This window comes from Bradyrhizobium sp. P3_C3 (genome assembly GCF_056402655.1).
Window position 1 is genome coordinate 280,101 of sequence record NZ_JBFUGY010000013.1, and the last position, 15,106, is coordinate 295,206.

Sequence of the window (15,106 nt, forward strand, 5' to 3'; positions counted from 1 at the left end):
CTTTCCGCGTTGGCGAGAGACAAGTTCCGGCCTTCTTGCTAGATTCGCCGGGATGAGCATCTCCCTCCACCCCGACACCCCGCAAGCCAGGACAGCGCCGAGCGCGGCCGCGGCTGGCGTCGTGCCCGGCGAGGCGGCGGGGCGCGGGATCAGGACCCGGCTATTCACCAAATATGTCGCGCTGTTCGTGGCCGTCGTCGCCATTGCGCTGCTGGCCAACGGGCTGTTCGAGGTCTTCTTCTATTATCGCGAGCACAAGGCCGCGCTGATCCGGGTCCAGCATGAGCAGGCGGAGGCGGCGGCGGCCAAGATTGGCCAGTTCGTCAAGGAGATCGAGAGCCAGCTCGGCTGGACCACGCAGCTGCCCTGGTCGGCGGGCTCGATCGAGCAGCGCCGGTTCGACGCGCAACGGCTGCTGCGCCAGGTGCCCGCGGTCACAGAGCTCGCCCAGGTGGATGCGACCGGCAAGGAGCGCTTGCGGGTCTCGCGGCTGGCCATGGACGCGATCGACAGCGGGATCGACCTGTCGGCCGACCCGAAGTTCACCGAGGCGGTCGCGCACAAGGTCTATTACGGCCCGGTCTATTTCCGCAGGGAGTCCGAGCCCTACATGACGCTCGCGCTGGCCGGCGCGCGCAAGGATGCCGGCGTCAGCATCGCGGAGGTCAATCTCAAGCTGATCTGGGACGTCGTGTCCCAGATCAAGGTCGGCGAACACGGGCACGCCTATGTGATCGGCCCGGAGGGACGCCTGATCGCGCATCCCGACATCAGCCTGGTGCTGCGCAACACCGACATGTCGGGCCTCGCGCAGGTGCGCGCCGCGCAGGCTGGAGGCGGCACCCTGTCCGACGCGCTCCCCGAAGCGCGCAATATCCAGGGGCAGAAGGTGCTGACCACATCGGCCCCGATCGAGCCGCTGCATTGGACCATGCTCGTCGAGTTGCCGGTCGAGGAGGCCTATGCGGCGCTCTATGCCTCGCTGCAGCGGCTGGCGATTGTGCTGCTCGCAGCGTCGATCTTCGCGGTGCTCGCCGGGATTTTTCTCGCACGCCGCATGGTCGGACCGATCCAGGCCCTGCGCAGCGGCGCCGAGCGGATCGGCGGCGGCGATTTCTCACAGCGCATCTCGATCAAGACCGGCGACGAGCTTGAAGGACTCGCCGACCAGTTCAACGACATGGGCGCGCGGTTGCAGGAATCCTATGCGGATTTGGAAAACAAGGTCGAGCGGCGGACGGCTGAATTGTCCGAAACGCTCGAGCAACAGACGGCGACTTCTGAGGTGTTGGAGGTCATCAGTTCCTCTCCGGGCGAACTCGCTCCCGTGTTCTACAAAATGCTCGAAAATGCGACGCGGGTCTGTGGCGCAAGTTTCGGCGTCATGAATCTCTGGGACAGTGAAAGCTTCACGATTGCGGCGGATTACAATGTGCCGGCTGCGTTCGCTGCTTCGCGAAAAGATGTGGAAATCCGACCTCGTCCGAACAGCGCGCTCGCCGAGGTCGTCAGGACACGTGAGGTCGTCCACGTTCACGATGTGCGAAACACACCTGCCTATCTTGCTGGTGGGCCTGCCGTTCGCGCGATCTCAGACGTCGCCGGCGCCCGTACGATCGTCATCGTGCCGATGCTGAAGGAGAACGAGCTGATTGGCACGATCGCGGTCTATCGCAAGGAGGTCCGTCCGTTCGCCGACAAGCAGATCGCACTGGTTGAGAATTTCACCAAACAGGCTGTGATTGCGATCGAGAACGCTCGACTGCTCAAGCAGCTTCGTGAGCGTACCACGGAGCTGTCGCAGTCGCTCGACAATCTGCGTACCGCGCAGGATCGCCTGATCCAGACCGAGAAGCTCGCCTCCCTCGGCCAGCTCACGGCGGGGATCGCCCACGAGATCAAGAACCCGCTCAATTTCGTCAACAATTTCTCCTCGGTCTCGACCGAGCTGATCGATGAACTCAACCAGGCCCTGCAATCGGCTTCGCTCGACGGCAAGACGAAGGAGGAGGTCGACGAGCTGACCGGCATGCTCAGGAGCAATCTGGAAAAGGTGGTGCAGCACGGCAAGCGCGCCGATTCCATCGTCAGGAACATGCTGCTGCATTCGCGCGCGGGTTCCGGCGAGCATCGTCCCAGCGATATCAATGCCATCGTCGAGGAGAGCCTCAATCTCGCCTATCACGGCGCGCGCGCGGAACGGCCCGCCTTCAACGTCACGCTCGAGCGCGAGTTCGATCCCGGGGCCGGGATGGTCGATGTCTATCCGCAGGAGATCGCGCGCGTCTTGCTCAATCTGATCTCGAACGGCTTCTATGCTGCGGCCAAGCGCAAGGAGAGCGCGACGGACGGCTTCGAGCCCACCTTGAACGCGGCCACCAAAAACCTCGGCGACAAGGTCGAGATCCGGATCCGCGACAACGGCACAGGGATTCCGCCCGAGGTGAAGGCGAAACTGTTCAATCCGTTCTTCACGACCAAGCCGGCCGGCGAGGGCACCGGGCTTGGCCTGTCCATGAGTCATGACATCGTCGTGAAACAGCACGGCGGCACGATCGACGTGAACACCGAGCCCGGTGTATTCACCGAATTCATCATCACGCTGCCGCGCATGATGGCGGCAGGCGGCACTCCCGGAGGCAAGAGTTGAACGTTTACATCCTGGTCGTCGATGACGAGCCCGACGTCGAGGCGCTGTTCCGGCAGCAGTTCCGGCGCGACCTGCGCGCCGGACGCTTCCAGATGGAATTCGCGCCGTCCGCGTCCGATGCGCTCAGGCTCGCCTCCGAGGTGCGCGACCCCTCGTTGATCCTGATCCTGTCCGACATCAACATGCCCGGCATGAGCGGGCTCGACATGCTGCCCAAGGTGCGCGCCGAGCATCCGGACGTTCCCGTCATCATGATCACGGCCTATGGTGACGCCGAGACGCGCCGGAAGGCGATCGAGCGTGGCGCCATCGGGCTCCTCACCAAGCCGATCGATTTTGCGCTGCTGCGGCAGGAGATCGACACGAGGCTCGAGCAAGCCGCATGACTTCGACCATCCTCTTCGTCGATGACGAGCCAGACCTCGAGGCGCTGATCCTGCAAAAGTTTCGCAGGCAGATCCGCGACGGGCTCGTCGACATCATGTTTGCACGCGACGGCGTCGAGGCGCTGGAATCCCTCGAGCAGAACCCGCATGTCGACATGGTGGTCTCCGACATCAACATGCCGCGCATGGATGGGCTGTCGCTGCTGGCGAAGCTCCAGGAGGCCGAGGACAAGAAGTCGACCATCATCGTCTCGGCCTATGGCGACATGAGCAACATCCGCACCGCCATGAACCGCGGCGCGTTCGACTTCCTCACCAAACCGATCGACTTCGCCGACCTGGAAGCCACGATCGAGAAGACCATTCGCCATATCGAGATGCTGCGGGAGGTGCGGCGCCGTCAGATCGAGGCGGAGCGGGCCCATGCCGCGCTGTCGCGCCATTTCTCGCCCGAGCTCGCCAAGCGTCTGGTGGCTGGCGGCGAGGGTGAGGGGATCGAGGTGCAGTGGCGCGATGTCGCGACCATCTTCACCGATATCACCGGGTTCACCTCCCTGGTCGAGAGCGCGCCGCCCGAGACGCTGGGCGCGCTCCTCAACGAATATGTTGGCGGGATGACCGAGACCATCTTCGCGCATGAGGGGACGGTCGCAAAAATCATCGGCGATGCGATCCAGGTGCTCTTCAATGCACCCGGCGATCAGCCGGATTATGCGACGCGCGCGGTCGCCTGCGCCCATGACCTCGATGCCTGGGCGCAGGATTTCTGCGCGCGCCAGAGGGCCGTGGGCGTGAATTTCGGCACCACCCGCATCGGCATTCACGCCGGGCCGGCACTGGTCGGCAATTTCGGAGGCAACCGCTTCTTCGACTACACCGCCTATGGAGACACCATCAACATCGCGGCGCGACTGGAGGCCGCCAACAAGCATCTGGGAACACGCATCTGCGCCAGTGCCAGCGTCGCCAAGGCGGCCGAGCATTTTCAAGGCCGTCCCGTGGGTGATCTGATGCTGCGCGGACGCAGCGAACCGCTGCGTGCGTTCGAACCGTTGCCGCAGGAAAAATTCGAAGCGCCAAGGACGGCGCAATATTTCGAGGCTTTTGCCAAGATGGAAGCCGGCGACGTCGCGGCCATGCCGGCCTTTGCCGCGCTGGTCGGGATGCATGCCGACGATTCCCTCGCCGGCTTTCACCTGAAGCGCCTGCTCAACGGCGCCAAGGGTGTCCGCATGAAACTGGAATAGGAGTTCGACATGATTGGTGATTTCTCCGCCGGCAACTATCGTTTCATTCCGTCCGTGTTCCAGTATTCGGCGGGTGCTGCCGCTGACGACGGCTACGAGATCGAGCGCGTCCGCTTCGACCGCCTGGTGCCGCTGGCCGAGGGATTTGCGCTCGCGGCGAAGTATATCCGGGAAGCAGGCCGGCCGCTGACGGCGTTCTGTGCCTGCGAGTTGCGCTCACCGGCGGCCTTCAGCGAGGAAGGCTTTCGCGCATTCAATTTGCATTATGTGAAGACGCTGTCGGAATGGGGCATCTTCGACGGCACCACCAATCCGGTGGCGCGCAGCAATGTCTGTCCGGAGTTCGATCCGCCATCCGAACCGTCGTTCTATGCCTTCTCCTTCACGCGTCCGACGACATCGAAGGCGCCGTCCTTCGTGATCGCCGGTGGCGCCGAGGCGCGCGAGGGCGGCGGGACCTATGTCGAGCGCACGGTGCGCTACCGCGACCTCAGTCCGGAGGGCCTCCGCGAGAAGGTGCGGTTCACCACGACGTCGCAGATGGAGAACCGGATGACGGCCTTCGGCTTTGGCTGGAAGGACACCACCGGCGTGCAGGCCTATTCCGTGCACGATTTCCACCACGCGCTGGTCGACGAGCTGGTCCGCCACGGCGCGCTGCGCTCCGGCCTGACCTGGCATTTCGCCCGTCCGCCAGTGGTCGACCTTGAGTACGAGATGGATTGCCGACGGGTGCTGCGCGAGACGGTGATCTAGCGCTGGCGCGGGTCGAGCGCGTCGCGCAGGCCGTCGCCGAGCAGGTTCAGCGACAGCACCACTAGGAAGATCGCAAGGCCTGGCCAGATCGCCATCCACGGCGCCTGGGTCAGGAAGCGTTGCGCCGCGTTGAGCATGCTGCCCCAGGACGGTGCCGGCGGCTGCTGGCCGAGGCCGAGGAAGGACAGCGCGGCTTCGGCGATGATGGCGGCGGCGATCGACAGCGTCGCCTGCACCAATAGCGCGGGAAGGATGTTCGGCAGGATATGCGAGAAGGCGATCCGCCAGGGCGGATTGCCGAGCGCGCGCGCCGCCTCGACATAGTCTTCGGCCTTGACGCTCAAGACCTGACCGCGCGTCAGACGGATGAAGATCGGCGTCGCCGAGATGCCGATCGCGATCATGGCATTGCCGAGGCTGGGACCGAGGAAGGCGGCCAGCGCAATCGCCAGGATCAGGAACGGGCAGGCCAACATCGCATCCGTGATCCGGCTGATCAGCGCATCGACAAAACCGCCGCGATAGCCGGCGAGGAGACCAAGAGGGACACCGATTCCGAGCGCGATCGCGACCGAGATCAGGCCCGCCATCAGCGAGGCTCGCGCGCCGTAGATGACGCGGCTGAGGATGTCGCGGCCGAGATCGTCGGTGCCGAACCAGTGGGCGGCGGTGGGCGGCTTGCGCACCAGGCTCCAGCTCGTTGCAATGGGATCATAGGGCACGACCAGCGGCGCAAGGGCCGCAAGCAGGATGAAGGCCGTGATCACGACAAGCCCGAAGACCGCGGCTTTGCGCTTGAACAGGCGCCGCTGCGCACGGCGGGCCGGGCTGTCCAGCTCGTAGGCCTGGGTGGCGGGACTGGCTGGCAGTGCGGCGTCGGTCATCGTCTAACCTCGCAGCCGCGGATTGACGAGGACATAGGCGACGTCGGCAACGAGATTCAGCGTGATGTAGACTGTGGCCGTCACCAGCACCACGCCCTGCACCACCGCATAGTCACGGTTGAAGACGGCATCCACGATCAGCTTGCCGAAGCCGGGAATGGAAAAGATCTGCTCGGTCAGCACCGCGCCCGACAACAGCGTGCCGAGTTCGAGCGCTCCGAGGGTGATGATCGGCGTCAGCGCGTTGCGCATTGCATGCTTGAGGATCACCGAGCGCTCGGAGAGACCTTTCGCGCGCGCGGTGCGGACATAGTCGCTCTCCAGAACCTGGAGCATGGCGCTGCGCGTGTGCCGCATCAGGACCGCCGAAATCGCGTTGCCGAGCACGAAGGCCGGCATGATGGTGGCTGCCAGGCTCGCGCGCCAGTCCTCGGTCAGCGGCACATAGCCTGAGGCCGGCAGCCAGCCCAGGTGAATCGAGAACAGGAAGATCATGAGGATTCCGAGCCAGAAATTCGGCGTCGAGATACCCCACAGCGCGAACAGGTTGGCACCATAGTCCCAAACCGTGCCCTTCTTCACCGCGGAGATGATGCCGGCGGGAATGCCGATGAGGAACGCGATCAGGATCGCCATCGAGCCGAGCTGGAGCGTCACCGGCAGTTTCTGTGCGATCAGCTCGCGCACCGGCATCTTGTTGCGCAGCGACTCACCGAAATTGCCGGTGAGGACTCCCTTGAGCCAGTAGACATATTGCACGGGGATCGGCTGATCGAGCTTGTACTGCTGGCGGATCTGCTCGATCGCGGCGGGATCGCGCTCCTCGCCGGCCATCACCAGCGCGGGATCGCCCGGCAGCAATTGCTGGAGCGAGAAGATCAGCACCGACACGAAGAACAGTGTCGGCACGATCTGCGCGATGCGGCGGGCGAGGAAGTTCAGCATGGCTCCACGCGTTTCCCGAGTGATGCCGCGATCACTTGAACTTCAGCCCGACCACGCGCACGAGGCCATCAGGCATCTGCCGGTAGCCCTCGAGCTTCTTCGTATGCGCAATCAGGAGCGTACGATGATAGATGTAGATGATCGGCAGGTCGTCGAGCAGGATCTTGGTCAGCTTCCCGTAGATCGCCTTGCGCTCCTCGACATTGGACGTCGCCCGTCCGTCTTCCATCAGCTTGTCGGCTTCGGGGTTCGAATACACGCCGTCGTTCTGCGGCGCCTTGCTGCGCATGAAGATGTAGGAATTGCCGTCCGGGTCGATGCGTCCGCTCCAGTTGATCTGGAACACCTGGAACTCGCCGGCCTGCGCCTGCTTGAAGGTGGTCGCGAATTCGACGACGCGGACCTTGATGTCGAAGCCTGCTTCGGCGGCCATGGACTGCACGACCTGGGCGACGGCCTCGTACTCGGTGCCCTTTGGTACCATGTAGTCGACGGTGACAGGCAGGCTGACACCGGCTTCCTTCAACAGCGCCTTGGCCTTGGCGATGTCGCGACCCGGAATGGGGAAAGCCTTCTGATAGTATGGATGTGTCGGGCTGACCCATTGATTGCCCGGCGTGAACTCGCCGTTGAAGACGACCTGGTTGATGGCCTCGCGATCGATCGACAGGCTGAGTGCCTGGCGTACCTTCGCGGATTGGCTGAGTGGCCCCTTGGTCTTGTCGTTGCCGATGTTGATCGTCAGGCCCTGATAACCGAGCTCGGGCGCCGTCGACAGCACCAGCTTGGGATCGGCGCGCACGTCCTTGATGTCGGTGGCCAGCACGCGCTCGATCAAATCGAGCCCACCGGACTTGAGGTTGGCAAGGCGCACAGTGGCGTCGACAATCGGCAGGAACACGACGCGGTCGATATGGATGTTGTCCTTGTTCCAATAGTCGGCAAACCTCTCGAACACCATGCGGTCCTGCTGGACGCGCTCGACGAATTTGTAGGGGCCGGCGCAGACCGGATGCAGGCCGAACTTGTCGCCCGCCTCCTTCGCTGCCTTCGGCGAGACCATCATGCCGGAGCGGTCGGTGAGCTGGGCGATCAAGGGCGAGTAGGGCGTCTTGAGCACCAGCTTGATGGTCAGGGGATCGACCACCTCGACATGGTCGACGCTGGCAAGCTCCGACTTCCGGAACGAGGTCGGCAGCGTCATGTGACGCTCGATCGAGAACTTTGCGGCTTCGGCGTCCAGCGGCTCACCGTCATGGAATTTGACGTTGGGCCGGAGCTTGATCGTCATCTCCTTGCCGTCGGCCGAAGTCTCGTAGGACAGCGCGAGCTGCGGCACGATGTTGAGCTTCTCGTCGATGTCGAACAGCTTGTCGCAGAAGGCGGAGAAGACGATGCGTCCGACATAGGTGCGGCCGATGCTGGGATCGAGGATATCGGGGTCTTCGGCGATGCCGATGCGAAGCGTGGTCTGAGCCTGGGCTGCGCCCGCGAGCGACGTCAGCACAGCCGACGCCAGGATTGTCAAACGCATGAAACTCATCGCTCTCAACCTCTGTTTTGCGGCTATGCCGGGTCCGTTCCCAATGAACTAACCCCGCTGCCGCGGACTGCTTCCGGGCCGCCGCTGAAGGCGGCGACCAATTTTTCAAGGACCGGCGAAAAGCCGCCGTCGGACGGGACGATCGCCGCGGAGGACGGCAGTTCCGACGTTCGGTGACAGGCCGTTGCATGTCCGATGCCATCCGGCACCAGCTGCGGCATTTCACTGCGGCAGCGGTCGACGACGTAGGGGCAGCGGGTGTGGAAGCGGCATCCCGGCGGCGGATTGAGCGCGCTCGGGATCTCTCCCTGCAGCACAATCCGGCTGCGCTTTGCCCGCGGTTTAGGCATGGGGATCGCGGACAGCAGCGCACGGCTGTAGGGATGGCGGGGTGCCGCGAACAGGGCGTCCGCCTCGGCTGTCTCGACGATCTGGCCGAGATTCATCACGGCGACATGGTCGGCGATGTGCTTGACCACAGCCAGATCGTGCGAGACGAAGATGTAGGCCAGCCCAAGCCGGTCCTGCAGCTCGCGCAGGAGGTTGAGGATCTGCGAGCGGATCGAGACGTCCAGCGCTGAGACCGGCTCATCGCAGATGATCAGTTTTGGTTCGACCGCGAGCGCGCGGGCAATGGCGATGCGCTGGCGCTGGCCGCCGGAGAATTCGTGCGGATAACGCCGCTCGAGCCGCGGCTCGAGGCCGACCAGCCGCAGGATTTCCGCAACGCGCTCGCGCCGTTGCGCCGGCGGTACCAGATTGTGCAGCGCCAGCGGCTCGGTGAGAATCTGGCCGACCGTCATGCGCGGATTGAGCGAGGCGTAGGGGTCCTGGAAGATGATCTGCGCCTCGCGGCGGAAGGCGCGGAGCGCCCCGGCGTCCAGCGAGAGCAGGTCACGGCCGGCGAAACGCACCGTGCCTGCATCCGGCTCGATCAGCCGCAGCACCAGGCGACTGACGGTGGATTTGCCGCAACCGGATTCGCCGACCAGGGCCAGCGTCTTGCCGGCGTCGAGAGAGAAGCTGACGCCATCGACCGCTTTGACATGCCCCAGTGCCCGGCCGAACAGCGAGCGCCCGGCGACAAAATGCTTGACCAGGCCTTCGACCTCGAGAAGCGCCATCACGACACCAGAAGTTCGAGCGGCGCGCGGATGCAGCGCGAGAGGTGGCCGGGGCTGACCTCGACCAGCGGTGGCGGCACCTCGGTGCAGGCATCCAGCACAAAGGGGCAGCGCGCGGCGAAGCGGCAGCCGGCGGGTGGCTGCGCCATGTTCGGCACCATGCCCTCGATCGTGGCAAGCTGCTCGGCGCGATGATCGAGCCGCGGGATCGAGCCCAGCAGGCCGACGGTGTAGGGATGCTGCGGCATCGCGAACAGCTCGTCGACCGGCGCGCGCTCGACGATCTCGCCGGCATACATCACCGCGACCTCGTCGCAGACTTCGGCGACGACACCGAGATCGTGAGTGATGAGGATGATGGCGGCGCCGCTCGCCGCCTTCAGTTCGCGCATCAGCTCCAAAATCTGCGCCTGCAGGGTGACGTCGAGCGCGGTGGTCGGCTCGTCCGCGATCAGGAGCCGCGGGTCGCAGGCCAGCGCCATCGCGATCATCACGCGCTGGCGCATGCCGCCGGAGAGCTTGTGCGGATATTCGTCGATCCGCCGCTCCGGCGAGGGGATGTGGACGCGGCGCAGCAGCTCGATGGCCCGTTCGCGCGCGCTGCGCCGAGAGCCGCCGCGGTGGCGCAGAATGGTCTCGATGATCTGGTCGCCGATGGTGAAGCTCGGATTGAGCGACGTCATCGGCTCCTGAAAAATCATCGCCAGCCGGTTGCCGCGGAGGTCGCGCAATGTCTGGTCAGGAGTCTTCAGCAGGTCGAAGCCGTCGAAGCGGATTGCGCCCGAGATCTCCGCGCTTTGCTTCGGCAGCAAACCCATGATCGCCAGCGACGTCACGCTCTTGCCGCAACCGGATTCGCCGACGAGGCCGAGCGTCGCGCCATTGGCGACGCTGAGATCGACGCTGTCGACGGCGTGGGTCACGCGGCCGTCGTCGCCGTGGAAGCGGATGCGCAGATCCTTGATCTCGATGAGAGGACTTGCGCTCATGATTGCCTTGCTCGGCTCGCAGCAATGCTGGCGTCGATGACGCTGCGATCGGTGTTGCCTGCCGGGTTCTGCCGCGTCGGCATGGAAGAGCGGAAATGCACCCAGAGTTCCTGACTGACGCGCTCCAGCCGTTCGAGTTCGCCCAGCGGATCGAGATGATCGTCGGCGCGAATGTCCAGCGCCGGCCATTCCTCCTCGCCGTGGATCAGGAGCGCAGCGGATTGCTTGCCGCGCTTGTCGCCGCCGGCGGCCTCGCCCGCGCGCATGGCGGCGAGCAGGCGGCGCGGGAAGGGCAGGCTGTCATTGGCGATATAGGTCTTCGCGGTCTCGTCGAGCACGTCGGCGCCGGCAAGCATGTTGCCGGCGATCGAGAAGCCGCTGCCGGCGATGTGCCCGCACCAGTCGACGCAGTCGCGCCCGGTATGCGCGGCGATCGCGCCGCTGGCGTCCATGATGTGGATCTGGCGGCTCTCGCGGCCGTCGTCGGTCGCGAGCTGGGTGGCGAGAACGTCATGCGCATTCAGGCCCTCGCGCAGCAGCTTGACGCCGTCGATGCCGTAATAGGGATTGACGAAGGCCTGGGTCGCGATGGCGCCGAGGCCGGCCGCGACATAGGGCACGCGCGCGCCGACGGCGAAGAAGCGGGTCGCTACCGCGATGCCGAACTGGCCGGTGGCAGGATCGCGCGCGATGATCGACCAGGTCATGTGCTGCCTTCAGCGCCCTGCGGCGTAGCCCTGCATGCCGCGCGGGTTGGCGGCGGCGCGGCGGCGCACCCCGACGCGCGAGGCCGCAGTGAGGCGACCTTCCGACCAGTCGGGGCCGACCTCGACAATGTGTCCGCGCTCGCGAAGGTTCTCGATCGTCGACTTCGGCACGCGGTTCTCGACCACGAGCACGCCGGGGCGCGCGGTGCGCGGCCAGAACGAGATCGGAAAATGCTCGGAGTGCCAGGCCGGCGCGTCGATCGCTTCCTGCAGATTGAGGTTGCAATGGACATGGCGCAGGAAAAACTGCGTGATCCACTGATCCTGCTGGTCGCCGCCGGGCGAGCCCCAGGCCAGATACGGCTCGCCGTCGCGTAGCGCCATGGTCGGCGACAGCGTCGTGCGCGGCCGCTTGCCCGGCGCCAACGCGGCAGGATGGTCTTCCTCCAGCCAGAACATCTGCGCGCGGCTGCCGAGGCAGAAGCCGAGCTCCGGAATGATCGGTGAGGATTGCAGCCAGCCGCCCGATGGCGTCGAGGACACCATGTTGCCGGCCTTGTCGATGATGTCGAAATGCACGGTGTCTCCGCGCACTTCGCCGAAACGCCCGACTGTCGGCTCGCCCGCGCCAAGCGCGCCGACCGCCTCGCGCTGCCCCTCGGCGCGGCGCAGCTTGACCACGCCGCCAAAACCTTCGACCGAACCGGGGAGGAAGTCGAGCGATGCCTTCTCTGAGATCAGTTTGCGGCGTTCGTCGTTATAGGCATCCGACAGCAGCGTCGCGATCGGGATCTCGCTGAATTTGGGGTCGCCGTAGAATTTCTCGCGGTCGGCAAACGCAAGCTTGGCGCATTCGATCTGGAGGTGGATGAATTCCGGCCCGGTGGGATCGAGCCCGTCGAGCGCAAAGCCCTTGAGCAGCGCGAGCTGCTGGAGCGTCACCGGACCCTGGCTCCAGACGCCGGCCTTGCAGACGGTGTAGCGGCCATAGTCGTAGGTGAGCGGTGCCTCGATCGTCGGCTGCCAACGCGCCATGTCGTCGGCCGAGAGCACGCCGCGATGCGGCGAGCCGCTGACATCCATCACTTCCTGGGTGCGGCAGAACTTGTCGATGGCTTCCGCAACGAAACCTTGCGACCAGGCCTTTCGCGCGCGCTCGATCTCGGCGTCGCGGTCACCGCCGCCGCTCTCGGCTTCGCTGAGAATGCGGGCGTAGGTCGCAGCCAGCGTCTTGTTGGTGAAGAGCGTGCCGGGCCTCGGCACTTCGCCATTGGGCAGATAGACCGCGGCCGACGTCGGCCAATGCTTGCGGAACAGTTGCTCGACGGTCTGGATCGTGGCGCAGGCGCGCTCGACCAGCGGATAGCCGTCGCGCGCGTAGGAGATCGCAGGCTCCAGCACGTCGCGCACGCGCATCGTGCCGTAGTCGCGCAGCAGCATCATCCAGGATTCGAACGTGCCGGGGACGCAGGCCGCGAGCAGGCCGGTGCCGGGCACCATGTCGAGGCCTTCGCTCTTGTAGTGGGCGATGGTGGCGCGCGCCGGCGCCGGGCCCTGGCCGCAGATCACCTCGGTGCGTGCGCGTTTGACGTCATGCACGATGATGGGCACGTCTCCGCCCGGGCCGTTCAAATGCGGCTCGACGACCTGGAGCGTGAACGCCGTGGCGACGCCGGCATCGAAGGCGTTGCCGCCCTTTTCCAGGACGGCCATGCCGACGGCGGTCGCGATCCAATGCGTGGTCGCGACGACGCCGAATGTGCCCTCGATCTCGGGGCGCGTCGTGAACGGATCGGGATTGACGTTGCTGGCCATGGGATTTCGCTACCTTATTTGTCGCGCGCGCAATTGATCACAGGCGATGCCATGCCGCCAATGCGTGGACCGCATGGCACGCGCGCGTCACGCCGGGACCGGCGCGGTGTTCACCGCGTGGCAGGCGACGCCGTCGATCAGTTCCGGGGCTTCCTTGCGGCAGAGATCGAATGCCAGCGGGCAGCGCGGATTGAAGGCGCAGCCGGGCGGCGGATTGATCGGATTCGGGATCTCGCCCTTCACTGGAATACGCTGGCGGCCCGACATTGCGAGATCGGGCACGGCGCCCAGCAGCATCTTGGTGTAGGGCATGCGCGGTCGGGCGAACAGCTCGCGTCCCTCCGCGATCTCGACGATGCGGCCGAGATACATCACGCCGACGCGGCTCGCCATGTGGCGGACCACGGCGAGGTTGTGGCTGATGAACATGTAGGTCAGGCCGAACTTGTCCTGGAGGTCGCGCATCAGGTTCAGGATCTGCGCCTGCACGGAGACGTCGAGCGCCGAGGTCGGCTCGTCGCAAACGATGAACTCCGCATCGGAGGCGAGCGCTCGCGCGATCGCGATACGCTGGCGCTGGCCGCCGGAGAATTCGTGTGGAAACTTCAACCGGTCGTCGGGATGCAGGCCAACAAGGCTGAGCAGTTCGCCGACGCGCGCCTGGATATCGCGCTCGCCCTGGATCAGGTCGAAAGCGCGGATCGGCTCGGAGATGATGGCATCGACCCGGAAGCGCGGGTTCAGGCTCGCATAGGGGTCCTGGAAGATCATCTGGATGCGGCGGCGCAGTTTTCGCCGCGCCGGCGCCTGCCGTGGATCGGTCATCGAGATGCCGTCGATCAGCACGTTGCCGGAACTCGGCGGCAACAGGCCGACCACCATTCGCGCCACCGTGGTCTTGCCCGAGCCGGACTCGCCGACCAGCGCAAAGGTCTCGCCCTTCCTGATGTCGAAGCTAACGTGATCGACAGCCTTGAGATATTCGAGATGCCCGCCTTCGAGCACGCGGTTGAGCCAGGGTTTTGAGACGTCGAAGACGCGGCGCAGATTTGTGGCCTGGACGAAAGGCGTGCTCATGCCGCGCTCTCCGCAGGCACGGTGTCGTAGAGATGGCAGGCAACGGATTGGGTGCCGCGCGATAGTGGCTCCGGCCGTTCAACCCGGCAGCGATCGAAGGCGAAGGCGCAGCGCGGATTGAACGAGCAGCCGCGCGGGATCGCCGACAGGCGCGGCATGGAGCCGGGGATCTGCACCAGGCGCTTGTCGTCCCCGGCAAGCGTCGGAATCGCGCCCATCAGGCCCTTGGCGTAAGGGTGCAGCGGATTCTTGACGACGTCCTGTACCGGGCCGATCTCGGCGACGCGGCCGGCGTACATCACCGCGACGCGGTCGGAGGTCTCCGCGATCACGCCCATGTCGTGGGTCACCAGCATCACGGCGGTGCCGTGGTCGCGGCCGAGCCGCTTGATCAGCGAGATGATCTGCGCCTGCACGGAGACGTCGAGCGCGGTGGTCGGCTCGTCCGCGATGATCAACTCGGGCTCGGCGCAGATCGCCAGCGCAATCACAACGCGCTGGCGCATGCCGCCGGAGAATTCGTGGGGATAGCCGTCGATGCGCTTTTCCGGCGCGGGAATGCCGACCTCGGCGAGCAGGTCGATGGCGCGGCGGCGGGCGGCCGTCTCGGACAGGCTCAGGTGGGTTTTGATCGTCTCGATGATCTGGTCGCCGACGCGGTAAAGCGGATTGAGCGAGGTGAGGGGATCCTGGAAGATCATGCCGATCCGTTTTCCCCGGATGCGGCGTATCTGCTCGGCCGGCAGATTGTCGATGCGCTGGCCGGCGAGACGAATCTCGCCGCCGGCGATGCGGCCGGGCGGATCGATCAGGCCGATCACCGCCAGGCCGGTGACGGACTTGCCGGCGCCGGATTCTCCGACCACGCCGAGCACCTCGCCCTTGGCGATGTCGAACGAGACGCCGTCGATCGCGCGCAGCGTGCCGCGGCGGGAGGCGAACTCGACCTGGAGATTGCGCACGGAGAGAACGGGTTCGGTCAT

The 15,106-nt window shown here is 65.3% G+C and carries 13 protein-coding genes; 4 read left to right on the plus strand and 9 right to left on the minus strand.

Going from position 1 to position 15,106, the window contains the following annotated elements:
• Window positions 1-52: 52 nt before the first annotated feature.
• Genes AC1DW2_RS17540 through cnbZ form a run of 4 tightly spaced genes read left to right on the plus strand, consistent with a single transcriptional unit; the run spans window position 53 to window position 5,039 of the window.
• A complete protein-coding gene (locus tag AC1DW2_RS17540) occupies window positions 53-2,650 on the plus strand; it encodes a sensor histidine kinase (RefSeq protein ID WP_477006737.1) in 2,598 nt (865 codons plus the stop codon).
• The gene (locus AC1DW2_RS17545; protein ID WP_014496960.1) at window positions 2,647-3,036 is read left to right on the plus strand and encodes a response regulator; all 390 of its coding nucleotides are present in this window, start codon (window positions 2,647-2,649) and stop codon (window positions 3,034-3,036) included. Before AC1DW2_RS17540 ends, AC1DW2_RS17545 begins: the two co-directional genes overlap by 4 nt.
• Window positions 3,033-4,283: an adenylate/guanylate cyclase domain-containing protein gene (locus AC1DW2_RS17550; protein WP_477006738.1), complete on the plus strand. Its 1,251-nt coding sequence runs from the start codon at window positions 3,033-3,035 to the stop codon at window positions 4,281-4,283. The genes AC1DW2_RS17545 and AC1DW2_RS17550 overlap by 4 nt, the downstream gene beginning before the upstream one ends.
• Window positions 4,284-4,292: 9 nt before the next feature.
• Complete coding sequence (gene cnbZ / locus AC1DW2_RS17555) at window positions 4,293-5,039, plus strand: 2-amino-5-chloromuconate deaminase CnbZ (protein WP_354119744.1); 747 nt, start codon at window positions 4,293-4,295, stop codon at window positions 5,037-5,039.
• On the opposite strand, the gene AC1DW2_RS17560 is transcribed toward cnbZ, so the two are convergent.
• From AC1DW2_RS17560 to AC1DW2_RS17600, 9 genes are all read right to left on the minus strand, one after another.
• On the minus strand, window positions 5,036-5,923 hold the full coding sequence (locus tag AC1DW2_RS17560) for an ABC transporter permease (protein WP_477006739.1): 888 nt from the start codon (window positions 5,921-5,923) through the stop codon (window positions 5,036-5,038). The genes cnbZ and AC1DW2_RS17560 overlap by 4 nt on opposite strands.
• Window positions 5,924-5,926: 3 nt before the next feature.
• Complete coding sequence (locus AC1DW2_RS17565) at window positions 5,927-6,868, minus strand: ABC transporter permease (protein WP_208073330.1); 942 nt, start codon at window positions 6,866-6,868, stop codon at window positions 5,927-5,929.
• A 31-nt stretch (window positions 6,869-6,899) separates the two neighbouring features.
• Complete coding sequence (locus AC1DW2_RS17570) at window positions 6,900-8,411, minus strand: ABC transporter substrate-binding protein (RefSeq protein ID WP_354119741.1); 1,512 nt, start codon at window positions 8,409-8,411, stop codon at window positions 6,900-6,902.
• A 23-nt stretch (window positions 8,412-8,434) separates the two neighbouring features.
• Window positions 8,435-9,535 carry an ABC transporter ATP-binding protein gene (locus AC1DW2_RS17575; RefSeq protein WP_477006740.1) on the minus strand — a complete coding sequence of 367 codons (1,101 nt, stop codon included), beginning with the start codon at window positions 9,533-9,535 and terminating at the stop codon, window positions 8,435-8,437.
• Entirely contained in the window at window positions 9,535-10,524 is a 990-nt protein-coding gene (locus AC1DW2_RS17580; RefSeq protein WP_063984752.1) for an ABC transporter ATP-binding protein, read from the minus strand. The genes AC1DW2_RS17575 and AC1DW2_RS17580 overlap by 1 nt, the downstream gene beginning before the upstream one ends.
• Window positions 10,521-11,231 carry a DUF1028 domain-containing protein gene (locus AC1DW2_RS17585; protein WP_208085619.1) on the minus strand — a complete coding sequence of 237 codons (711 nt, stop codon included), beginning with the start codon at window positions 11,229-11,231 and terminating at the stop codon, window positions 10,521-10,523. The genes AC1DW2_RS17580 and AC1DW2_RS17585 overlap by 4 nt, the downstream gene beginning before the upstream one ends.
• Window positions 11,232-11,240: 9 nt before the next feature.
• A complete protein-coding gene (locus AC1DW2_RS17590; RefSeq protein WP_477006741.1) occupies window positions 11,241-13,046 on the minus strand; it encodes a gamma-glutamyltransferase family protein in 1,806 nt (601 codons plus the stop codon).
• 87 nt (window positions 13,047-13,133) lie between these two features.
• On the minus strand, window positions 13,134-14,123 hold the full coding sequence (locus tag AC1DW2_RS17595) for an ABC transporter ATP-binding protein (protein ID WP_038957161.1): 990 nt from the start codon (window positions 14,121-14,123) through the stop codon (window positions 13,134-13,136).
• A complete protein-coding gene (locus tag AC1DW2_RS17600; protein WP_477006742.1) occupies window positions 14,120-15,106 on the minus strand; it encodes an ABC transporter ATP-binding protein in 987 nt (328 codons plus the stop codon). Before AC1DW2_RS17600 ends, AC1DW2_RS17595 begins: the two co-directional genes overlap by 4 nt.

Bases quoted from the DNA above. Each gene is read 5' to 3' on its own strand.
- cnbZ (WP_354119744.1), top strand. From the start codon at position 4,293: ATGATTGGTGATTTCTCCGCCGGCAACTATCGTTTCATTCCGTCCGTG.
- AC1DW2_RS17575 (WP_477006740.1), bottom strand. From the start codon at position 9,535: ATGGCGCTTCTCGAGGTCGAAGGCCTGGTCAAGCATTTTGTCGCCGGG.
- AC1DW2_RS17600 (WP_477006742.1), bottom strand. From the start codon at position 15,106: ATGACCGAACCCGTTCTCTCCGTGCGCAATCTCCAGGTCGAGTTCGCC.
- AC1DW2_RS17570 (WP_354119741.1), bottom strand. From the start codon at position 8,411: ATGAGTTTCATGCGTTTGACAATCCTGGCGTCGGCTGTGCTGACGTCG.
- AC1DW2_RS17550 (WP_477006738.1), top strand. From the start codon at position 3,033: ATGACTTCGACCATCCTCTTCGTCGATGACGAGCCAGACCTCGAGGCG.
- AC1DW2_RS17585 (WP_208085619.1), bottom strand. From the start codon at position 11,231: ATGACCTGGTCGATCATCGCGCGCGATCCTGCCACCGGCCAGTTCGGC.
- AC1DW2_RS17595 (WP_038957161.1), bottom strand. From the start codon at position 14,123: ATGAGCACGCCTTTCGTCCAGGCCACAAATCTGCGCCGCGTCTTCGAC.
- AC1DW2_RS17540 (WP_477006737.1), top strand. From the start codon at position 53: ATGAGCATCTCCCTCCACCCCGACACCCCGCAAGCCAGGACAGCGCCG.
- AC1DW2_RS17580 (WP_063984752.1), bottom strand. From the start codon at position 10,524: ATGAGCGCAAGTCCTCTCATCGAGATCAAGGATCTGCGCATCCGCTTC.
- AC1DW2_RS17560 (WP_477006739.1), bottom strand. From the start codon at position 5,923: ATGACCGACGCCGCACTGCCAGCCAGTCCCGCCACCCAGGCCTACGAG.
- AC1DW2_RS17590 (WP_477006741.1), bottom strand. From the start codon at position 13,046: ATGGCCAGCAACGTCAATCCCGATCCGTTCACGACGCGCCCCGAGATC.
- AC1DW2_RS17565 (WP_208073330.1), bottom strand. From the start codon at position 6,868: ATGCTGAACTTCCTCGCCCGCCGCATCGCGCAGATCGTGCCGACACTG.